General features: G+C 52.9%; 17 protein-coding genes and 1 tRNA gene. 12 read left to right on the forward strand and 6 right to left on the reverse strand.

Annotated elements, in window-relative coordinates:
* Positions 1-125: 125 nt before the first annotated feature.
* A tRNA-Trp gene (locus tag OGY33_RS20780) sits at positions 126-201 on the forward strand.
* A gap of 100 nt (positions 202-301) precedes the next feature.
* Here the strand turns inward: OGY33_RS20780 and hdfR are convergent.
* Complete coding sequence (gene hdfR / locus OGY33_RS20785; protein ID WP_191238987.1) at positions 302-1,147, reverse strand: HTH-type transcriptional regulator HdfR; 846 nt, start codon at positions 1,145-1,147, stop codon at positions 302-304.
* A gap of 106 nt (positions 1,148-1,253) precedes the next feature.
* Here hdfR and maoP point away from each other — a divergent pair, with 106 nt between their 5' ends.
* Positions 1,254-1,592 (forward strand): macrodomain Ori organization protein MaoP, encoded by a 339-nt coding sequence (gene maoP, locus OGY33_RS20790; RefSeq protein WP_191238986.1) that lies wholly within the window; start codon positions 1,254-1,256, stop codon positions 1,590-1,592.
* A 24-nt stretch (positions 1,593-1,616) separates the two neighbouring features.
* On the opposite strand, the gene OGY33_RS20795 is transcribed toward maoP, so the two are convergent.
* Positions 1,617-3,137 (reverse strand): YifB family Mg chelatase-like AAA ATPase, encoded by a 1,521-nt coding sequence (locus OGY33_RS20795; protein WP_191238985.1) that lies wholly within the window; start codon positions 3,135-3,137, stop codon positions 1,617-1,619.
* A gap of 352 nt (positions 3,138-3,489) precedes the next feature.
* On the opposite strand from OGY33_RS20795, the gene ilvL reads away from it, so the two are divergent.
* The 6 genes from ilvL to ilvA all read left to right on the forward strand — a co-directional run bounded on the left by ilvL (position 3,490) and on the right by ilvA (position 10,140).
* On the forward strand, positions 3,490-3,588 hold the full coding sequence (gene ilvL, locus OGY33_RS20800; protein ID WP_001311244.1) for an ilv operon leader peptide: 99 nt from the start codon (positions 3,490-3,492) through the stop codon (positions 3,586-3,588).
* Positions 3,589-3,727: 139 nt separating this feature from the next.
* On the forward strand, positions 3,728-5,374 hold the full coding sequence (ilvG, locus tag OGY33_RS20805; protein ID WP_191238984.1) for an acetolactate synthase 2 catalytic subunit: 1,647 nt from the start codon (positions 3,728-3,730) through the stop codon (positions 5,372-5,374).
* Positions 5,371-5,634 carry an acetolactate synthase 2 small subunit gene (gene ilvM, locus OGY33_RS20810; RefSeq protein ID WP_003018017.1) on the forward strand — a complete coding sequence of 88 codons (264 nt, stop codon included), beginning with the start codon at positions 5,371-5,373 and terminating at the stop codon, positions 5,632-5,634. The genes ilvG and ilvM overlap by 4 nt, the downstream gene beginning before the upstream one ends.
* 17 nt (positions 5,635-5,651) lie before the next feature.
* Complete coding sequence (locus OGY33_RS20815; RefSeq protein ID WP_003829030.1) at positions 5,652-6,581, forward strand: branched-chain amino acid transaminase; 930 nt, start codon at positions 5,652-5,654, stop codon at positions 6,579-6,581.
* A 158-nt stretch (positions 6,582-6,739) separates the two neighbouring features.
* Positions 6,740-8,590, forward strand: coding sequence for a dihydroxy-acid dehydratase (gene ilvD, locus OGY33_RS20820; RefSeq protein ID WP_008787065.1), 1,851 nt, complete (start codon positions 6,740-6,742; stop codon positions 8,588-8,590).
* Positions 8,591-8,595: 5 nt separating this feature from the next.
* On the forward strand, positions 8,596-10,140 hold the full coding sequence (gene ilvA / locus OGY33_RS20825) for a threonine ammonia-lyase, biosynthetic (protein WP_003018007.1): 1,545 nt from the start codon (positions 8,596-8,598) through the stop codon (positions 10,138-10,140).
* A 63-nt stretch (positions 10,141-10,203) separates the two neighbouring features.
* Here the strand turns inward: ilvA and fabV are convergent, their stop codons facing one another.
* Together fabV and ilvY are read right to left on the reverse strand one after the other, a co-directional pair.
* On the reverse strand, positions 10,204-11,397 hold the full coding sequence (gene fabV, locus OGY33_RS20830) for an enoyl-ACP reductase FabV (RefSeq protein WP_008787067.1): 1,194 nt from the start codon (positions 11,395-11,397) through the stop codon (positions 10,204-10,206).
* A gap of 172 nt (positions 11,398-11,569) precedes the next feature.
* The gene (gene ilvY / locus OGY33_RS20835) at positions 11,570-12,472 is read right to left on the reverse strand and encodes an HTH-type transcriptional activator IlvY (RefSeq protein WP_191238983.1); all 903 of its coding nucleotides are present in this window, start codon (positions 12,470-12,472) and stop codon (positions 11,570-11,572) included.
* A 164-nt stretch (positions 12,473-12,636) separates the two neighbouring features.
* On the opposite strand from ilvY, the gene ilvC reads away from it, so the two are divergent.
* Positions 12,637-14,112 carry a ketol-acid reductoisomerase gene (gene ilvC, locus OGY33_RS20840; RefSeq protein ID WP_003829020.1) on the forward strand — a complete coding sequence of 492 codons (1,476 nt, stop codon included), beginning with the start codon at positions 12,637-12,639 and terminating at the stop codon, positions 14,110-14,112.
* A gap of 100 nt (positions 14,113-14,212) precedes the next feature.
* Here the strand turns inward: ilvC and ppiC (OGY33_RS20845) are convergent, their stop codons facing one another.
* The gene (ppiC, locus tag OGY33_RS20845) at positions 14,213-14,494 is read right to left on the reverse strand and encodes a peptidylprolyl isomerase PpiC (RefSeq protein WP_003017999.1); all 282 of its coding nucleotides are present in this window, start codon (positions 14,492-14,494) and stop codon (positions 14,213-14,215) included.
* 49 nt (positions 14,495-14,543) lie between these two features.
* Positions 14,544-14,825, reverse strand: coding sequence for a peptidylprolyl isomerase PpiC (ppiC, locus tag OGY33_RS20850; protein ID WP_038634595.1), 282 nt, complete (start codon positions 14,823-14,825; stop codon positions 14,544-14,546).
* Positions 14,826-15,018: 193 nt separating this feature from the next.
* On the opposite strand from ppiC (OGY33_RS20850), the gene OGY33_RS20855 reads away from it, so the two are divergent.
* From OGY33_RS20855 to pnuC, 3 genes are read left to right on the forward strand one after another with little or no spacing between them, the layout of a single operon-like run.
* The gene (locus OGY33_RS20855; RefSeq protein ID WP_191238982.1) at positions 15,019-15,723 is read left to right on the forward strand and encodes a Crp/Fnr family transcriptional regulator; all 705 of its coding nucleotides are present in this window, start codon (positions 15,019-15,021) and stop codon (positions 15,721-15,723) included.
* 25 nt (positions 15,724-15,748) lie between these two features.
* On the forward strand, positions 15,749-16,498 hold the full coding sequence (locus tag OGY33_RS20860; protein WP_048227515.1) for a nucleoside phosphorylase: 750 nt from the start codon (positions 15,749-15,751) through the stop codon (positions 16,496-16,498).
* On the forward strand, positions 16,498-17,226 hold the full coding sequence (gene pnuC, locus OGY33_RS20865; protein WP_128612342.1) for a nicotinamide riboside transporter PnuC: 729 nt from the start codon (positions 16,498-16,500) through the stop codon (positions 17,224-17,226). The genes OGY33_RS20860 and pnuC overlap by 1 nt, the downstream gene beginning before the upstream one ends.
* Positions 17,227-17,239 lie beyond the last annotated feature (13 nt).

Raw genomic sequence — 17,239 nt, forward strand, 5'->3', positions numbered from 1 at the left:
CGGTAGTTCAGTTGGTTAGAATACCTGCCTGTCACGCAGGGGGTCGCGGGTTCGAGTCCCGTCCGTTCCGCCACTTATTAGAAAATTAAGCCTGCTACTAAGCAGGCTTAATGATAAGAAGATTTAGGGGCGTAGCTCAGTTGGTAGAGCACCGGTCTCCAAAACCGGGTGTCGCGAGTTCGAGTCTCTCCGCCCCTGCCAGAAACAATCCTTAGCATTATTGCTAAGGATTTTTTTTTACCTGTAATTTGAGTTTTTCCTCCTTTCTATTTTACTCCCGGCATCCTTGCCAGCGTTTTCCTTAATCTTCCAGAATATTCGTTCTCAGCAGATCGCAAATCAGCGCATGTTTATCGCTATTTTGCAGCCAAACTGCATATAACGGGCGTGAAAGCGTTGTACTGCCGGTAACCGTATGGAGATCGCTTTTACCTTTAGCCCAGCTGACCGGTAGCCAGCTAAAACCTTTGAGGACTGAAAGTTGCTGCCTGGCTAATTCTGCCGAACTGGTGGTAAGTACCGGCACTTCATCTCCCGCAATCAATCCAGCCTCGTGTTGCTGAAAGTCAGGTCCCCATTCCAGACGCAGATAATTCAGTTCATCTTTGGTTTGTGAAGGAGAACTGCAATAGAGCGCCAGCGTGAAATATCCCAACAGTTGGCTGCTAAATTCGTCCATTTTGGGCGTTTCGGTAGTAATCAATAGATCAAGCTGTCGCTCATGAAGCTGTTTTACTAACGACTGTCGCTGCGCGATCCTCGCTTCAAATTGCAGGCTGGATTGCGGCTCCTGGGATTGGTACAAACGCCCCAGCCAGCCATTAAGCATGCATTCCCAGAGGGATGCGCTGGCACCAATAGAAAACTCGTTATGCCGCGAGGTATTCGCAACCTCCTTACGTGCTGCTTGCCACGTATTCATCAGCGTTTCAGCGTAAGGTAATAATTTTTCACCTGCAGCGGTTAAGCGGATATTGTTTCTGTGTCGGGTGAACAGGTTTACACCCAATTGATTTTCCAGTTGTCTGATCCGAAAACTAACCGCTGATTGGGTCAGATAGAGCGCTTCAGCAGCCCTGCCAAAGTGGCGTGTCCGGCTAACTTCCAGGAAAGTTTTTAACAATTCCGTATCCACAACTCGCTCCATAAAATTATTTGTCGTTATGATTTAAATCTTTTGTTTGACGCTCTGTCAAGCGTAACTAATACTCCGCGCCATAAATAGCTCGGCCAAAGAATTAGGAGCGTGCAGGATGGCGGAAAGCTTTACGACGACTAATCGATATTTCGATAATAAATATTATCCCCGCGGATTCTCCCGTCATGGTGATTTCACCATTAAAGAAGCACAACTGCTTGAGCGTCACGGTTATGCTTTCAACGAGCTGGATCTGGGCAAGCGTGAGCCGGTAACGGAAGAAGAAAAACTGTTTGTTGCGGTATGCCGTGGTGAGCGCCAACCGGTTACCGAAGCTGAACGTGTGTGGTCCAAATACATGACGCGCATTAAGCGTCCAAAACGCTTCCACACGCTGTCTGGCGGGAAACCTCAGGTGGAAGGTGCGGAAGACTACACCGAATCTGATGATTAATAAAAAAGGGCGAAAGCCCTTTTTTTATGCCAGTAGTTTCTGCAAATGAATGAGTAATCTGTCTATCGCCCGATACCCAACAGCCTCCTGTAAGTGCTGGCGAGATATATGGTCAGATTGTTCTATATCCGCGATCGTTCGAGCGACCTTTATCAGGCGTAACCAGGCGCGGATGGATAATCCGAGATGCGCGAGCGTTTCTTCAAGCCACTGCGCATCGTCGCTACGCAGTGGACAGTATTTATGGATATCCTGACTGTCCAGTTGCGCATTTAACTTATTCTGCCGCCGATACTGACGCTCTCGTGCTGCTATAACGCGTTGCTTCACCGTTGCGCTATCTTCCCCTTTTACCTGGCTCTGGCTGAGTATGCCGGGCGGCGGTAAGGGGATTTCGAGGGAGAGATCGAAGCGGTCAAGAAATGGACCTGATAATCGATTGAGGTAGCGTAGCGTCTGCTCTGGGGTACAGCGGTTATGGTTCCCCTGATAATGTCCTGTTGGGCTAGGATTCATGGCAGCAATAAGCTGAAAACGCGCGGGGTAAGTTATTTTTGCCCGAGTGCGGGATAAATGAATCTGCCCGGACTCAATGGGCTCTCGCAGTGCATCCAGCGTGCGCCGCTCAAACTCGGGAAGTTCATCCAGAAACAGTATGCCGTTATGCGCCAGAGATATCTCGCCTGGCGCAGGAATAGAGCCGCCACCGACCATGGCAGTTAATGAAGCACTGTGATGTGGCGAACGAAAAGGGCGTTGTTTCCACTGTTTTTGTAGCGTGTCGGAATTGACCAGACTTAGAATCGCGGCGCTTTCCAGTGCTTCATCATTGCTCAGTGGCGGAAGCAATCCTCTCAGGCGACTGGCCAGCATGGTCTTACCCGTTCCCGGCGGCCCGATGAGTAAGAGGTTATGACCACCAGCTGCGGTAAGCTCCAGCCCGCGTTTACCCTGTTCCTGGCCGATAACATCGCTCAGATCATCTGCTAATGCGCAGGGGGTAAAATCTGCCGATGATGGTCTGTCTAAATCATGCTTACCTTCGAGAAATGCGCATACGGTCTGTAGATGATCGGCTATCAGGCACCCTTCACCGTGTATCAGTCCCACTTCAGCTGCATTCTCTTTTGCGACAATAATTCTCCTGCCTGCGCGAATAGCTTCAGTTGCACTTGATATCGCACCGGGAACGCCGCGTAACGCGCCTGTAAGCGCTAATTCGCCTACCAGCTCATATGTATCGAGGTTATGGGTTGTAAGCTGCTCAGACGCTGCCAGAAGCGCAACTGCGATAGGTAAATCATATCGTCCCCCTTCTTTCGGGAGATCGGCCGGAGCGAGGTTTATGGTTATCTTCTTCGCCGGGAATTCATAACCGCTATTAATAATCGCACTGCGAACTCGATCGCGAGCCTCTTTTACCGTTGTTTCGGGTAATCCCACCATGGTTAAACCAGGCAAACCATTGCTGATATGTACCTCGATGGTAATGGCTGGCGCATTCACGCCCAGCGCAGCGCGTGTGTGAACAATCGATAGTGACATAAGCCCTCCTGATGAAAGTATTATGTCGCAATACATCGCGGCAAGATTTCACATAATTACGGTTTTTAGAGGCTTATTCCTGTGTTTTTATGTAGCTCAATACTGCTTGCATAAAGCCTGGAATAGCGCTCGCAAACGCTTTTGAATAACGTTTTTAGTAGGGAACGGGTTGCCGAGAGTCACCTGAAACGTGAAATATTTTCACTTTTGATTTTTTGTATAAAAAACAACGATATTTATCTAAACCGTTAACGGCGTCAGAAAAACGAATAAAAAAATATCTTGTGTCATTTGCAAATTCTATGGTAACTCTTTAGGTATTCCTTCGAACAAGATGCAAGAAAATACAAAAATGACAGCCCTTCTACGAGTGATTAGCCTGGTCGTGATTAGCGTGGTGGTGATTATTATCCCACCGTGCGGGGCTGCACTTGGACGAGGAAAGGCTTAGAAAACAAGCCTTAACGAACTAAGACCCCCGCACCGAAAGGTCCGGGGGTTTTTTTTGACCTTAAAAACATACACGAGGAGCAGAAAGTGAACGGTAGCATAAAATTCTGTTTCTCAAGATTTACGGCGGGGATGTAACTATGAATGGGGCACAGTGGGTGGTACATGCGTTGCGTGCACAAGGGGTTCAAACCGTCTTTGGTTATCCTGGTGGCGCAATTATGCCGGTTTACGATGCGTTGTATGACGGCGGCGTAGAACACCTGTTGTGCCGACACGAGCAGGGCGCGGCAATGGCGGCAATTGGCTATGCCCGTGCGACCGGTAAAACCGGCGTGTGTATCGCCACTTCAGGTCCTGGCGCTACCAACCTGATCACCGGACTTGCCGATGCGCTGTTAGATTCTGTTCCTGTGGTGGCGATCACCGGTCAGGTGGCCTCACCTTTCATCGGAACGGATGCGTTTCAGGAAGTGGACGTTCTGGGTATGTCTTTGTCCTGCACCAAACACAGTTTCCTGGTGCAGTCACTGGAAGAGCTGCCGCGCATTATGGCAGAGGCTTTCGCTGTGGCGAACTCCGGTCGTCCGGGTCCGGTTCTGGTTGATATCCCGAAAGACATCCAGCTGGCCAGCGGTACGCTGGAGCCGTATTTTACGACCGTCGAAAACGTAGAGGATTTCCCGCACGCTGACGTTGAGCAGGCACGTAAAATGCTGGCGCAGGCGCAAAAACCGATCCTGTACGTCGGTGGCGGCGTTGGTATGGCGCAGGCGGTCCCGGCCCTGCGTGAATTTATCGCGGTAACCCAAATGCCGGTCGCCTGCACGCTGAAAGGTCTGGGCGCAGTAGAAGCTGACTACCCATACTATTTGGGTATGTTGGGAATGCATGGCACTAAAGCGGCAAATTTCGCGGTGCAAGAATGTGATTTACTGATTGCAGTGGGCGCGCGTTTTGATGACCGGGTGACCGGTAAGCTGAATACCTTCGCACCGAACGCCAGCGTGATCCACATGGATATCGACCCTGCGGAAATGAACAAGCTGCGTCAGGCGCACGTAGCATTGCAGGGTGATTTAAATTCTCTGCTGCCGGCATTGCAGCAATCTCTGAAGATTGACGCATGGCGTCAGCATAGCGCTGAACTGCGCACAGAGCATACCTGGCGCTATGATCATCCCGGTGAGGCTATCTACGCGCCACTGTTGTTGAAGCAGTTGTCCGATCGCAAACCCACGGACAGCGTAGTGACAACGGATGTTGGTCAGCATCAGATGTGGTCGGCGCAGCATATGACCTACACCCGCCCGGAAAATTTCATCACCTCGAGCGGTCTGGGTACGATGGGCTTTGGCCTGCCAGCAGCGGTTGGTGCGCAGGTTGCTCGCCCGAACGATACGGTAATCTGTATCTCCGGTGACGGCTCCTTCATGATGAATGTACAGGAGCTGGGCACCATAAAACGCAAGCAGTTGCCGCTGAAAATAGTTTTACTCGACAACCAGCGGTTAGGCATGGTGCGACAATGGCAGCAGCTGTTTTTCCAGGAACGTTATAGCGAAACCACCCTTACCGATAACCCCGATTTCCTCATGTTGGCCAGCGCCTTCGGCATACCAGGTCAACACATCACCCGTAAAGACCAGGTTGAAGCGGCACTCGACACCATGCTGAACAGCGAGGGGCCATACCTGCTTCATGTCTCAATCGACGAACTTGAGAATGTCTGGCCTCTGGTACCGCCAGGTGCCAGTAACTCAGAAATGCTGGAGAAATTATCATGATGCAACATCAGGTCGCCGTTGAGGCTCGTTTCAATCCGGAAACGTTAGAACGTGTTTTACGCGTGGTACGCCATCGCGGTTTTCAGGTGTGCTCCATGAATATGGAAGCCGCCAGCGATGCGCAAAATATAAATATCGAATTGACCGTTGCCAGCCCCCGGTCGGTCGACTTACTGTTTAGTCAGTTAAGTAAACTGGTAGACGTTGCACATGTTGCTATCTGCCAGAGCACAACCACATCACAACAAATCCGCGCCTGAGCGCAAAAGGAAGAAAAATGACGACGAAAAAAGCTGATTACATTTGGTCTAATGGCGAGATGATTCGTTGGGAAGACGCGAAGGTTCACGTGATGTCCCACGCGCTGCACTACGGTACTTCAGTATTCGAAGGCATCCGTTGCTACGATTCTCACAAAGGGCCGGTGGTGTTCCGTCATCGCGAACATATGCAGCGTCTGCGTGATTCAGCCAAGATCTATCGTTTTCCGGTTTCTCAGAGCGTTGATGAGCTGATGGAAGCTTGCCGCGAGGTGATTCGTAAAAACAATCTGACCAGCGCCTATATCCGTCCGCTGGTGTTTGTTGGTGACGTGGGGATGGGCGTTAACCCGCCAGCGGGATACACCACCGACGTGATCATCGCCGCGTTCCCGTGGGGTGCTTACCTTGGTGCAGAAGCGCTGGAGCAGGGGATCGACGCGATGGTTTCATCCTGGAACCGCGTGGCGCCGAACACCATCCCTACTGCTGCTAAAGCGGGTGGTAACTATCTGTCTTCGCTACTGGTGGGTAGCGAAGCGCGTCGTCATGGCTATCAGGAAGGCATTGCGCTGGATGTGAATGGCTACATCTCCGAAGGTGCGGGCGAAAACCTGTTTGAAGTAAAAGACGGCATTCTGTTTACCCCGCCGTTTACCTCTTCCGCGCTGCCGGGTATCACTCGTGATGCGATCATTAAGCTGGCGAAAGATCTCGATATCGAAGTACGTGAGCAGGTGCTGTCTCGTGAATCACTGTACCTGGCCGATGAAGTGTTCATGTCCGGTACCGCGGCCGAAATCACCCCAGTACGCAGTGTCGATGGTATCCAGGTAGGTGAAGGCCGCTGCGGTCCGGTCACCAAACGCATCCAGCAGGCCTTCTTTGGCCTCTTCACCGGTGAAACGGAAGATAAATACGGCTGGTTGGATTCAGTAAACCAATAACAAAATTAATATTTCCCCAAAATAATTCACGTTGCAGGAAGACGGCAACGCAGCAAGTCCCTGGAGCTTACTGTAGTAAGTGACTGGGGTGAGCGAGGCGGCCAACGCACCTGCGGCGTGAAGTATGCAGGGGAAAGACAGACGGGAGTTAATCAAGCATGCCTAAGTATCGTTCTGCCACCACCACCCACGGCCGCAATATGGCGGGTGCCCGCGCATTGTGGCGCGCCACCGGGATGACCGATGATGACTTCGGTAAACCGATTATCGCTGTGGTGAACTCCTTTACCCAGTTTGTGCCGGGTCACGTCCACCTGCGCGATCTCGGTAAGCTGGTTGCCGAACAAATCGAAGCCTCAGGCGGCGTGGCGAAAGAGTTCAACACCATTGCTGTGGATGATGGTATCGCCATGGGCCATGGCGGCATGCTGTATTCACTGCCGTCGCGTGAGCTGATCGCTGACTCCGTTGAGTACATGGTTAACGCCCACTGCGCCGATGCGATGGTCTGCATCTCCAACTGCGATAAAATCACCCCCGGGATGTTAATGGCCTCTCTGCGCCTGAACATCCCGGTTATCTTCGTTTCCGGCGGCCCGATGGAAGCCGGGAAAACTAAGCTCTCTGACCAAATCATCAAGCTCGACCTGGTTGATGCGATGATTCAGGGCGCTGACCCGAAAGTTTCCGACTCACAAAGCGAGCAGGTTGAACGTTCCGCTTGCCCAACCTGCGGCTCCTGTTCCGGTATGTTCACCGCTAACTCGATGAACTGCCTGACCGAAGCGCTGGGCTTGTCGCAGCCGGGTAACGGTTCGCTGTTGGCGACTCACGCCGACCGTAAAGAACTGTTCCTCACCGCAGGCCAGCGCATCGTCGAGCTGACCAAACGTTATTATGAGCAGGACGATGCTTCCGCGCTGCCGCGCAACATTGCCAGCAAGGCAGCGTTTGAGAACGCCATGACGCTGGATATCGCCATGGGCGGCTCCACCAATACCGTTCTGCACCTACTGGCGGCCGCGCAGGAAGCGGAAATCGACTTCACCATGAGTGATATCGACAAGCTGTCCCGCAAAGTCCCGCAGCTGTGTAAAGTGGCGCCGAGTACGCAGAAATACCATATGGAAGACGTGCACCGCGCAGGCGGCGTACTGGGTATTTTAGGCGAACTGGATCGTGCTGGACTGCTGAACCGCGACGTGAAAAACGTGCTGGGGCTGACTCTGCCGCAAACGCTCGATCGGTATGACGTGATGTTGACCAAAGACGACGCGGTGAAAAAAATGTTCCGTGCAGGCCCGGCCGGCATTCGTACTACCCAGGCGTTCTCACAGGACTGCCGTTGGGATACGCTGGATGACGACCGCGCTGAAGGCTGCATTCGCTCGCTGGAGCACGCTTACAGCAAAGACGGCGGTCTGGCAGTTCTGTACGGTAACTTCGCGGAAAACGGCTGTATTGTAAAAACCGCAGGCGTGGATGACAGCATCCTGAAATTCACCGGCCCGGCAAAAGTGTATGAAAGCCAGGACGATGCGGTTGAAGCCATCCTCGGCGGTAAAGTGGTGGCTGGCGACGTGGTTGTCATTCGCTACGAAGGGCCGAAAGGCGGACCAGGCATGCAGGAAATGCTCTACCCAACCACCTTCCTGAAATCGATGGGCCTCGGTAAGGCTTGCGCGCTGATTACCGACGGTCGTTTCTCCGGCGGTACTTCGGGGCTTTCCATTGGTCACGTTTCTCCGGAAGCGGCCAGCGGCGGTAATATCGCGATTATCGAAGATGGTGACATGATTGCCATCGATATCCCGAATCGTGGTATTCAACTTCAACTGAGTGATGCGGAAATCGCTGCGCGCCGTGAAGCGCAGGAAGCTCGCGGTGACAAAGCCTGGACGCCAAAAGATCGTCAGCGTCAGGTCTCCTTTGCACTGCGCGCCTACGCCAGCCTGGCAACCAGTGCCGACAAAGGTGCGGTGCGCGATAAGTCGAAGCTCGGGGGATAATGACCATGGCGGATTCACAACCTCTATCCGGCGCTCCTGAGGGCGCCGAGTATCTCAGAGCGGTACTGCGTGCGCCGGTATACGAAGCGGCACAGGTAACGCCGCTACAGAAAATGGAAAAACTCTCTTCGCGCCTCGACAACGTCATTCTGGTGAAGCGCGAAGACCGTCAACCCGTTCACAGCTTCAAGCTACGCGGTGCCTATGCCATGATGGCGGGCTTGACCGAAGAGCAAAAAGCGCATGGCGTCATTACCGCATCGGCTGGTAATCATGCTCAGGGCGTCGCTTTCTCTTCTGCGCGATTAGGCGTGAAGGCGCTGATTGTCATGCCAACGGCTACCGCCGATATCAAAGTCGATGCCGTTCGCGGCTTCGGCGGAGAAGTGCTGCTGCACGGCGCGAACTTTGATGAAGCCAAAGCCAAAGCGATTGAATTGTCGCAGCAGCAGGGTTTTACCTGGGTGCCGCCGTTCGATCATCCGATGGTGATTGCCGGACAGGGCACGCTGGCGCTGGAGTTACTTCAGCAGGATGCTCACCTTGACCGCGTTTTTGTGCCAGTTGGCGGCGGTGGTCTGGCGGCGGGCGTGGCAGTGCTGATAAAACAGCTGATGCCGCAAATCAAAGTGATTGCCGTGGAAGCGGAAGATTCGGCCTGTCTGAAAGCGGCGCTGGATGCCGGTCATCCGGTGGATCTGCCGCGTGTTGGTCTCTTTGCCGAAGGCGTGGCGGTGAAACGTATTGGCGATGAAACCTTCCGTCTGTGCCAGGAATACCTCGACGATATTATTACCGTGGATAGCGATGCTATTTGCGCGGCAATGAAAGACCTGTTCGAAGATGTACGCGCGGTGGCGGAGCCTTCCGGGGCGCTGGCGCTGGCGGGGATGAAAAAATACATCGCCCAGCATAATATTCGCGGTGAGCGTCTGGCGCATGTTCTTTCCGGCGCTAACGTTAACTTCCACGGCCTGCGCTACGTTTCCGAACGTTGCGAGCTGGGGGAACAGCGCGAAGCCTTGCTCGCCGTGACCATCCCGGAAGAAAAGGGCAGCTTCCTGAAGTTTTGCCAACTGCTGGGCGGGCGCTCGGTGACCGAGTTTAACTACCGCTTTGCGGATGCGAAAGACGCCTGCATTTTTGTCGGCGTACGTCTGAGCCGTGGACTGGAAGAGCGTAAGGAAATCCTGCAACTGCTCAATGAGGGCGGCTATAGCGTGGTGGATCTGTCTGATGACGAGATGGCGAAGCTACACGTGCGCTATATGGTCGGTGGACGTCCGTCTAAACCCTTACAGGAACGTCTTTATAGCTTCGAATTTCCGGAGTCGCCGGGGGCGTTGCTCAAATTCCTGCATACCCTAGGGACGCACTGGAATATTTCATTGTTCCACTATCGCAGTCACGGCACTGACTATGGTCGTGTGCTGGCGGCGTTTGAGTTGGGTGAACACGAGCCTGATTTCGAAACGCGGCTGAATGAACTGGGTTATGACTGTCATGATGAAACACATAACCCGGCGTTCAGGTTCTTCCTGGCGGGTTAACGACAGCCATTAAAAAAGGGTTCATGTAAAAACATGAACCCTTTTTGCTACTGTATCAGCAGATTACAGCGTGATAACGTCGAATTCGACTTCGGTATTCACGTCAGCATCGTAATCCACACCGTCGAGGGCAAAACCGAACAGATTCAGGAATTCCTGCTTGTATCCTGCATAGTCAGTTTCTTGCGCCAGGTTTTCGGTAGTGATCAGCGGCCACAGATCGCGACATGCCTGCTGAATGTCGTCACGCAGTTCCCAGTCATCCATACGGATACGCTGGTTGTCATCAAGCGCCACTTTATCGCCGTACAGGCTGGTGGTCATCAGACGGTTGATCTGCTCAATACAACCTTCGTGAATCCCCTGCGCTTTCATCAGCTTGAAGACCATGGAGATGTACAGTGGCATTACCGGAATCGCAGAAGATGCCTGGGTGATGACGGACTTCAGTACGGCAACGTTAGCGGAACCGTTCAGCGGTGCCAGCTGGTTACGCAGTTCTCCCGCCGCGCGATCGAGGTCTTCTTTCGCTTTGCCCAGCGCGCCGTGCCAGTAGATTGGCCAGGTCAGGTCGGTACCGATGTAGGAGTAGGCTACGGTTTTCACGCCATCAGCCAGCACGCCCGCTTCGCTCAGCGCGCCCATCCACAGTTCCCAGTCTTCGCCGCCCATGACGGTGACGGTGTTCTGAACTTCTTCTTCGGTTGCCGGCTCAATGCTGGCGGTGATGATCTGATCTTTGTTGGTATCGATCGCTTTAGAGGTGTAAACCTCACCGATTGGCTTCAGCGCTGAACGGACGATTTCACCGGTTTTCGGCATTTTACGCACTGGGGAAGCCAGTGAGTAAACCACCAGGTCAATCTGACCCAGGTCTTCTTTGATCAGTTTGATCACTTCATCACGGCATTCGTCAGAGAACGCATCGCCGTTGATGCTCTTGGAGTACAGACCTTCACGCTTGGCTGCTTCGTCGAAAGCTGCAGAGTTATACCAGCCTGCGGAACCTGGTTTGGTATCCGTGCCCGGTTTTTCGAAAAATACGCCGATAGTGGCGGCACCGCTGCCAAAGGCGGCGGAAATTCTGGAAGCCAGACCGTAACCGGTGGAAGCACCGATCACCAGCACGCGAGACGGGCCGTTCTCGATTTTCCCGTTCTGCTTAACATACTCGATCTGCTTTTCCACGTTGACTTTGCAGCCAGTCGGATGGGTCGTTGTACAGATGAATCCACGAATTTTTGGTTTGATTATCATAATGATGGCTAATTAAGTTTGTATTTTCGCTGTCAAGTGCGCAATGACACCGTCTGTTCTGGCCTGCTTAACGCGATGGTTAACAAGCCCCCCACTACAATGGATCACGACATTATACAGAAAAGGAGCGCCAATACTGAATCTACCACTGATTTTAGACCTGACGCTGGCGCTACTCTGCGGATTTACGTTCCAGAACAATCTTCCAAAACGCGTCGATCAGCGGTTCATGCAGCCGCTTTTTCGGCGCGCAGACGCCAAGCTCGAACGGTGTTTTTTCGTCACTTCGCTCTAAAATCATCACGCGATTACGCACCGGCTCCGGGCTGTTTTCTAGCACCACTTCCGGCAGCAGCGCCACGCCGCAGCCCAGCGCCACCATTGAGACCATCGCTTCGTGGCCACCCACCGTGGCGTAAATCGATGGGTTGCTGATTTTGTGACGGCGGAACCACAGCTCGATACGGCGGCGTACTGGACCTTGATCGGCCATGATAAACGGCACCGTCGACCAGTCCGGCTTATCGACTGATACCTGATTACGCACCGGGCAGGGCAACGCCGGAGCGATCAACACAACCGTCAGATTCTCCAGCATCGAGAACGCCACCGCGCCAGGCAGTGTTTCGGGCTTACCGGCAATCGCCAGATCGGCTTCACCAGTGACCACTTTATCCATCGCATCGGCGGCGTCGCCGGTGGTGAGCTTAATTTCCACTGACGGATGCTCGGCGCGGAAACGGTCAAGGATTGGCGGCAGATGGCTGTAGGCGGCAGTTACCGAACAGAAAATATGCAGTTCGCCTGACAGCGACGGCCCTTGTTGATCGAGAGTGTGGCGTAACTGCTGGTACTGCAACAGCGTCTGTTGGGCAAACACGCGCAGCTCTTCACCGGCTTCGGTTAGCGTAACCGTACGGTTATCGCGCACAAACAGCGGCTGGCTGAGGTCTTCTTCGAGGCGCTGAATCTGTCGGGAAAGCGTGGATGGGCTGACGTGCATTGCCCGCGCGCTGCGGCCAAAGTGACGACTTTCAGCCAAATGCAGGAACATTTTCAGATCGCGTAAATCCACAGACGAGCCTCCGATTTTCTACGTTGCATAAATTGCAATGTGACGTTGTGAATATATCAATTTCCGCAATAAATTTCCTGTTGTAATGTGGATTCAATCTCGCAAATACAAATCTGCGAACCGAATAATAAGCACCACAACACAACATCACGGAGTACACCATCATGGCTAACTACTTTAATACACTGAACCTGCGCCAGCAGCTGGCACAGCTGGGTAAATGTCGCTTTATGGGTCGCGACGAATTCGCCGATGGTGCGAGCTACCTTCAGGGTAAAAAAGTGGTCATCGTCGGCTGTGGCGCCCAGGGTCTGAACCAGGGCCTGAACATGCGTGACTCCGGTCTGGATATCTCCTACGCACTGCGTAAAGAAGCCATTGCTGAGAAGCGTGCTTCCTGGCGTAAAGCGACCGAAAACGGCTTCAAAGTGGGTACCTACGAAGAGCTGATCCCGCAGGCTGATCTGGTGGTTAACCTGACTCCGGACAAGCAGCACTCCGACGTTGTGCGTTCTGTACAGCCGCTGATGAAAGACGGTGCAGCGCTGGGTTACTCCCACGGCTTCAACATCGTGGAAGTTGGCGAGCAGATCCGTAAAGACATCACTGTTGTGATGGTGGCACCGAAATGTCCGGGTACAGAAGTGCGTGAAGAGTACAAACGTGGTTTCGGCGTACCTACGCTGATCGCCGTTCACCCGGAAAACGATCCGAAAGGCGAAGGCATGGCGATTGCTAAAGCCTGGGCTGCGGCCACCGGCGGTCACCGTGCTGGCGTACTGGAGTCCTCCTTCGTGGCGGAAGTGAAATCTGACCTGATGGGTGAGCAGACTATCCTTTGCGGTATGCTGCAGGCCGGTTCTCTGCTGTGCTTCGATAAGCTGGTAGAAGAAGGTACTGACCCGGCATATGCTGAAAAACTGATTCAGTTCGGCTGGGAAACCATCACCGAAGCGCTGAAGCAGGGCGGCATCACTCTGATGATGGACCGTCTGTCTAACCCGGCGAAACTGCGTGCTTACGCGCTGTCCGAACAGCTGAAAGAGATCATGGCGCCGCTGTTCCAGAAACACATGGACGACATCATCTCCGGTGAATTCTCTTCCGGCATGATGGCTGACTGGGCCAACGACGATAAGAAACTGCTGACCTGGCGTGAAGAGACCGGCAAAACCGCGTTCGAAACCGCTGCCCAGTTCGACGGTAAAATCGGCGAGCAGGAATACTTTGATAAAGGCGTTCTGATGATTGCGATGGTGAAAGCGGGCGTTGAGCTGGCGTTCGAAACCATGGTGGATTCCGGCATCATCGAAGAATCTGCTTACTACGAATCACTGCACGAACTGCCGCTGATCGCCAACACTATTGCCCGTAAGCGTCTGTACGAAATGAACGTGGTTATCTCTGATACCGCAGAATACGGCAACTACCTGTTCTCTTACGCTTGCGTACCGCTGCTGAAAGAGTTCATGACCACCCTGCAGACCGGCGACCTGGGCAAAGCGATTGCTGAAGGCGCGGTAGACAACGCGCAGCTGCGTGACGTGAACGATGCGATTCGCGGCCATGCTATCGAGAAAGTGGGCCAGAAACTGCGTGGCTACATGACCGATATGAAGCGCATTGCGGTCGCAGGATAATTCCTCATAGAGGAATGGCATATCAACAGCGCTTCGTAGGCCGGATAAGCGAAGCGCTATCCGGCAAAAAAAGCCCGGTGTTTAAACACCGGGCTTTCTATTAGTTACGGTACAGCACTTTAATGATGTGGTAACCGAACTGAGTGTGCAGCGGGCCGGTTGGCTCCAGCACAGGGCAGGAAAAGACCACTTTATCGAACGCCGGAACCATCTGGCCCTGACGGAATTCGCCTAAATCACCGCCGCGTTTGCCTGATGGGCAGATGGAGTGTTTCTTCGCCAGTTTGCCGAAGTCGGCGCCGTTTTTAATCTGTTCCAGAAGATCCAATGCCAGTTTCTCTTCTTTAACAAGGATATGCACTGCTGCTGCTGTTTTTGCCATGATCGTGCCTTCAAAAGGGGGTCTGTAAGGCTCGCGATTTTAGCATGGCTTACCGTCGATACAGCACTTTGATGATGTGGTAGCCAAATTTGGTTTTTACAGGCCCGTAAGGTTTAAGCAGTGGGCAGCTAAACACAGCGGCATCAAATGGTCCCACCATCATCCCCTGTTTGAACTCGCCCAGATCGCCTCCGTTGCGCCCAGAGGGGCAGCGAGAATAGCGTTTTGCCAAATGATCGAAGCTAATACCGCGATCCAGCTTGCTCAGGATCTCCAGAGCTAATTTCTCTTCTTTTACCAGGATATGTAGGGCTGCCGCGCTCTTAGCCATTATTTTGTTCTCATGTCTCAAAGATGTCCCATTACTTTATCACCCGTCTTAGTCGTGGACATATACTCTTCGCCATCGCGGGACAGATGTCTCGCCTGATGTATGGAAACGGGAGATGAGCGACATTTTCTCTGCCGCATTCCCTTTTGCCGGGGACCTCCGTCCTGTCCCTACAGCCATGGAGCGAGATATCATGGATACAATGAAAAAAACTGAATTTTCAGTCGGATGGCTTACCGGGCTGGGTGATATTGTTCGCGATCCACAGCTCTATGAATTATTGAAATATTGCCCTCTGGACATCATGCAGCGCTGGCGTTTTGAAGAGATCCAACGCGGTGCCTTTATCTGTCGGCAGGGGGAAATATGTCAGCGTTTTTCGCTGATTATTGCCGGTGAAGTCGATGTTTTCTATGAGGCTGAAGATGGACGTCGTTATCGTCAAGCCCGCTACCGGAAAGGCGATATGCTGGGCGAACTCGAGATTTTTGAGTCGCGCCATTACATCTGTTCGGTAGTGGCGGTAGGACATGTGCAGCTTCTGAGCTTATCGCAGGAATACTTCAGCCGCTGGCTGGCGTTAGATAACCATTTTAACCAGCGGATGCTTCGCTTCTTTAGTCAGCAATATTACCAGCTGTCGAAAAAGGCCAGCAGCGACAATCTTTACTCGCTGTATCAGCGAGTGTGCCAGGCGTTATGGCTGCGTTATCAACAAGATGGCACGAATGAAATTTTGCTGGATAAGCTAAACCTCAGTCAGGAACTGGCGGCGACGACACGCAGTATTAACCGTATTTTACATGACCTGAAAGCGTTACAGATTATTGATACCGATGGTGAAAGTATTGTGTTGTCAGCCCCTGAAAAATTAAAGCGGGAGGCTGATATCGGATAACCGCAAGAGTGAAGGAGGCGGGAGAATGTCGCTGCAACCCCATATCCAGTTAAGCAAGGAGATGACAGGCGCACGCTATGCGCTGCTGCCGGGAGACCCGTTGCGGGTCGATCGCATCGCCAATTTTCTTGATAACCCAGAATCGCTTGGTCAAAACCGTGAGTTTCGCGCCGCGCGAGGTTGGTATCAGGGGATCGAGATTTTAGTGCTCTCTACCGGAATAGGTGGACCGTCTACGGCTATTGCCATTGAAGAACTGCGTCAAATCGGTGTAAAGACCCTGATTCGTATCGGTAGCTGCGGGGCATTGCAGGATAATCTTGCGCTTGGTGACGTGATTATCGCCCATGCCGCGGTAACGGATGACGGGACCAGCCGTACCTATGCGCCTGCGGGCTATCCGGCCTGCGCCGACCCGCAGTTAACCTGGGAACTGATGGCGCAAGCGCGGCAGATGAATATTCCCGCCACATGCGGCCTGGTGCGCAGCCACGATAGTTTTTATACCGACCGGGAAGCGGAACTGGATGCGCAGTGGTCGGCACTCGGCGTTCTGGGTGCGGATATGGAAAGTGCCGCTTTGATGACCATCGGTGCGCTGCGCGGGTTACGTACGGCGTCATTACTCAATGTGGTGGTTGCCCACAACGGTTGTCTGGATAGCAGTATCAATGATTATGTCCAGCAGGAAACGTTGTGCCAACAGGGCGAAGAACGGCAAATTACCCTGGCGCTACGCGCCATTCATTCCGATAGTCAGCAAGGAGGTCAGTGATGGACTTTTTTAGCATTAACAATGTAATGGTCAACATTCCTCTCGGCGAAGGCGGCTATGCACTATCTTGGATTGAAGCCATTGGTACCGTATTTGGTCTGTTATGTATCTGGTGTGCCAGCCGGGAAAAAATCATCAATTACCTGTTTGGCCTGATTAACGTCACGCTGTTTGCAGCAATCTTTTTCCAGATTCAGCTCTATGCCAGCTTGTTGCTACAGGTGTTTTTCTTCGCCGCTAACATTTACGGTTGGTATGCGTGGAGCCGACAAAACGAGGCGCAGGAAGCTGCGCTCAAGGTACGTTGGCTTTCCCGTCAGCAAACCCTGGTACTGGGCGGCGTTTGTGCGGTGGCGATAGTTTTGATGACGCTGTTTATCGATCCGGTGTTTGCAGCGCTTACCCGCATTATGATTGCACTGCTACAAATGATAGGTATACCGGTCGCGATGCCTGACCTTCAGCCCGATGCCTTCCCGTTCTGGGATTCCACCATGCTGGTGTTGTCGATTGCGGCCATGGTACTGATGACGCGCAAATTCGTCGAAAACTGGCTGCTGTGGGTGCTTATCGACGTGATTAGCGTGGTTATTTACGCGGTGCAGGGCGTTTACGCCATGTCGCTTGAGTATGTCCTGCTGACGGCAATCGCGGTGATGGGATCCTACAGCTGGATCAAGAGCGCGCAGCGCAACGGCTATACACCACTAGCCGCGACGGCTTCCTGATTGACCCGATTTT

It is taken from the genome of Citrobacter sp. Cpo032, from assembly GCF_030332975.1.
GTDB classification, from domain to species: Bacteria; Pseudomonadota; Gammaproteobacteria; order Enterobacterales; family Enterobacteriaceae; genus Citrobacter; species Citrobacter portucalensis.

Excerpts from the sequence above, each read along its gene's own strand:
- OGY33_RS20860 (WP_048227515.1), top strand. The coding sequence starts at position 15,749 with ATGTCGCTGCAACCCCATATCCAGTTAAGCAAGGAGATGACAGGCGCA.
- OGY33_RS20815 (WP_003829030.1), top strand. The coding sequence starts at position 5,652 with ATGACGACGAAAAAAGCTGATTACATTTGGTCTAATGGCGAGATGATT.
- ilvM (WP_003018017.1), top strand. The coding sequence starts at position 5,371 with ATGATGCAACATCAGGTCGCCGTTGAGGCTCGTTTCAATCCGGAAACG.
- fabV (WP_008787067.1), bottom strand. The coding sequence starts at position 11,397 with ATGATAATCAAACCAAAAATTCGTGGATTCATCTGTACAACGACCCAT.
- ilvL (WP_001311244.1), top strand. The coding sequence starts at position 3,490 with ATGACAGCCCTTCTACGAGTGATTAGCCTGGTCGTGATTAGCGTGGTG.
- ppiC (WP_038634595.1), bottom strand. The coding sequence starts at position 14,825 with ATGGCTAAGAGCGCGGCAGCCCTACATATCCTGGTAAAAGAAGAGAAA.
- hdfR (WP_191238987.1), bottom strand. The coding sequence starts at position 1,147 with ATGGAGCGAGTTGTGGATACGGAATTGTTAAAAACTTTCCTGGAAGTT.
- ilvC (WP_003829020.1), top strand. The coding sequence starts at position 12,637 with ATGGCTAACTACTTTAATACACTGAACCTGCGCCAGCAGCTGGCACAG.
- ilvG (WP_191238984.1), top strand. The coding sequence starts at position 3,728 with ATGAATGGGGCACAGTGGGTGGTACATGCGTTGCGTGCACAAGGGGTT.
- ppiC (WP_003017999.1), bottom strand. The coding sequence starts at position 14,494 with ATGGCAAAAACAGCAGCAGCAGTGCATATCCTTGTTAAAGAAGAGAAA.
- pnuC (WP_128612342.1), top strand. The coding sequence starts at position 16,498 with ATGGACTTTTTTAGCATTAACAATGTAATGGTCAACATTCCTCTCGGC.
- OGY33_RS20795 (WP_191238985.1), bottom strand. The coding sequence starts at position 3,137 with ATGTCACTATCGATTGTTCACACACGCGCTGCGCTGGGCGTGAATGCG.
- ilvD (WP_008787065.1), top strand. The coding sequence starts at position 6,740 with ATGCCTAAGTATCGTTCTGCCACCACCACCCACGGCCGCAATATGGCG.
- maoP (WP_191238986.1), top strand. The coding sequence starts at position 1,254 with ATGGCGGAAAGCTTTACGACGACTAATCGATATTTCGATAATAAATAT.
- OGY33_RS20855 (WP_191238982.1), top strand. The coding sequence starts at position 15,019 with ATGGATACAATGAAAAAAACTGAATTTTCAGTCGGATGGCTTACCGGG.
- ilvA (WP_003018007.1), top strand. The coding sequence starts at position 8,596 with ATGGCGGATTCACAACCTCTATCCGGCGCTCCTGAGGGCGCCGAGTAT.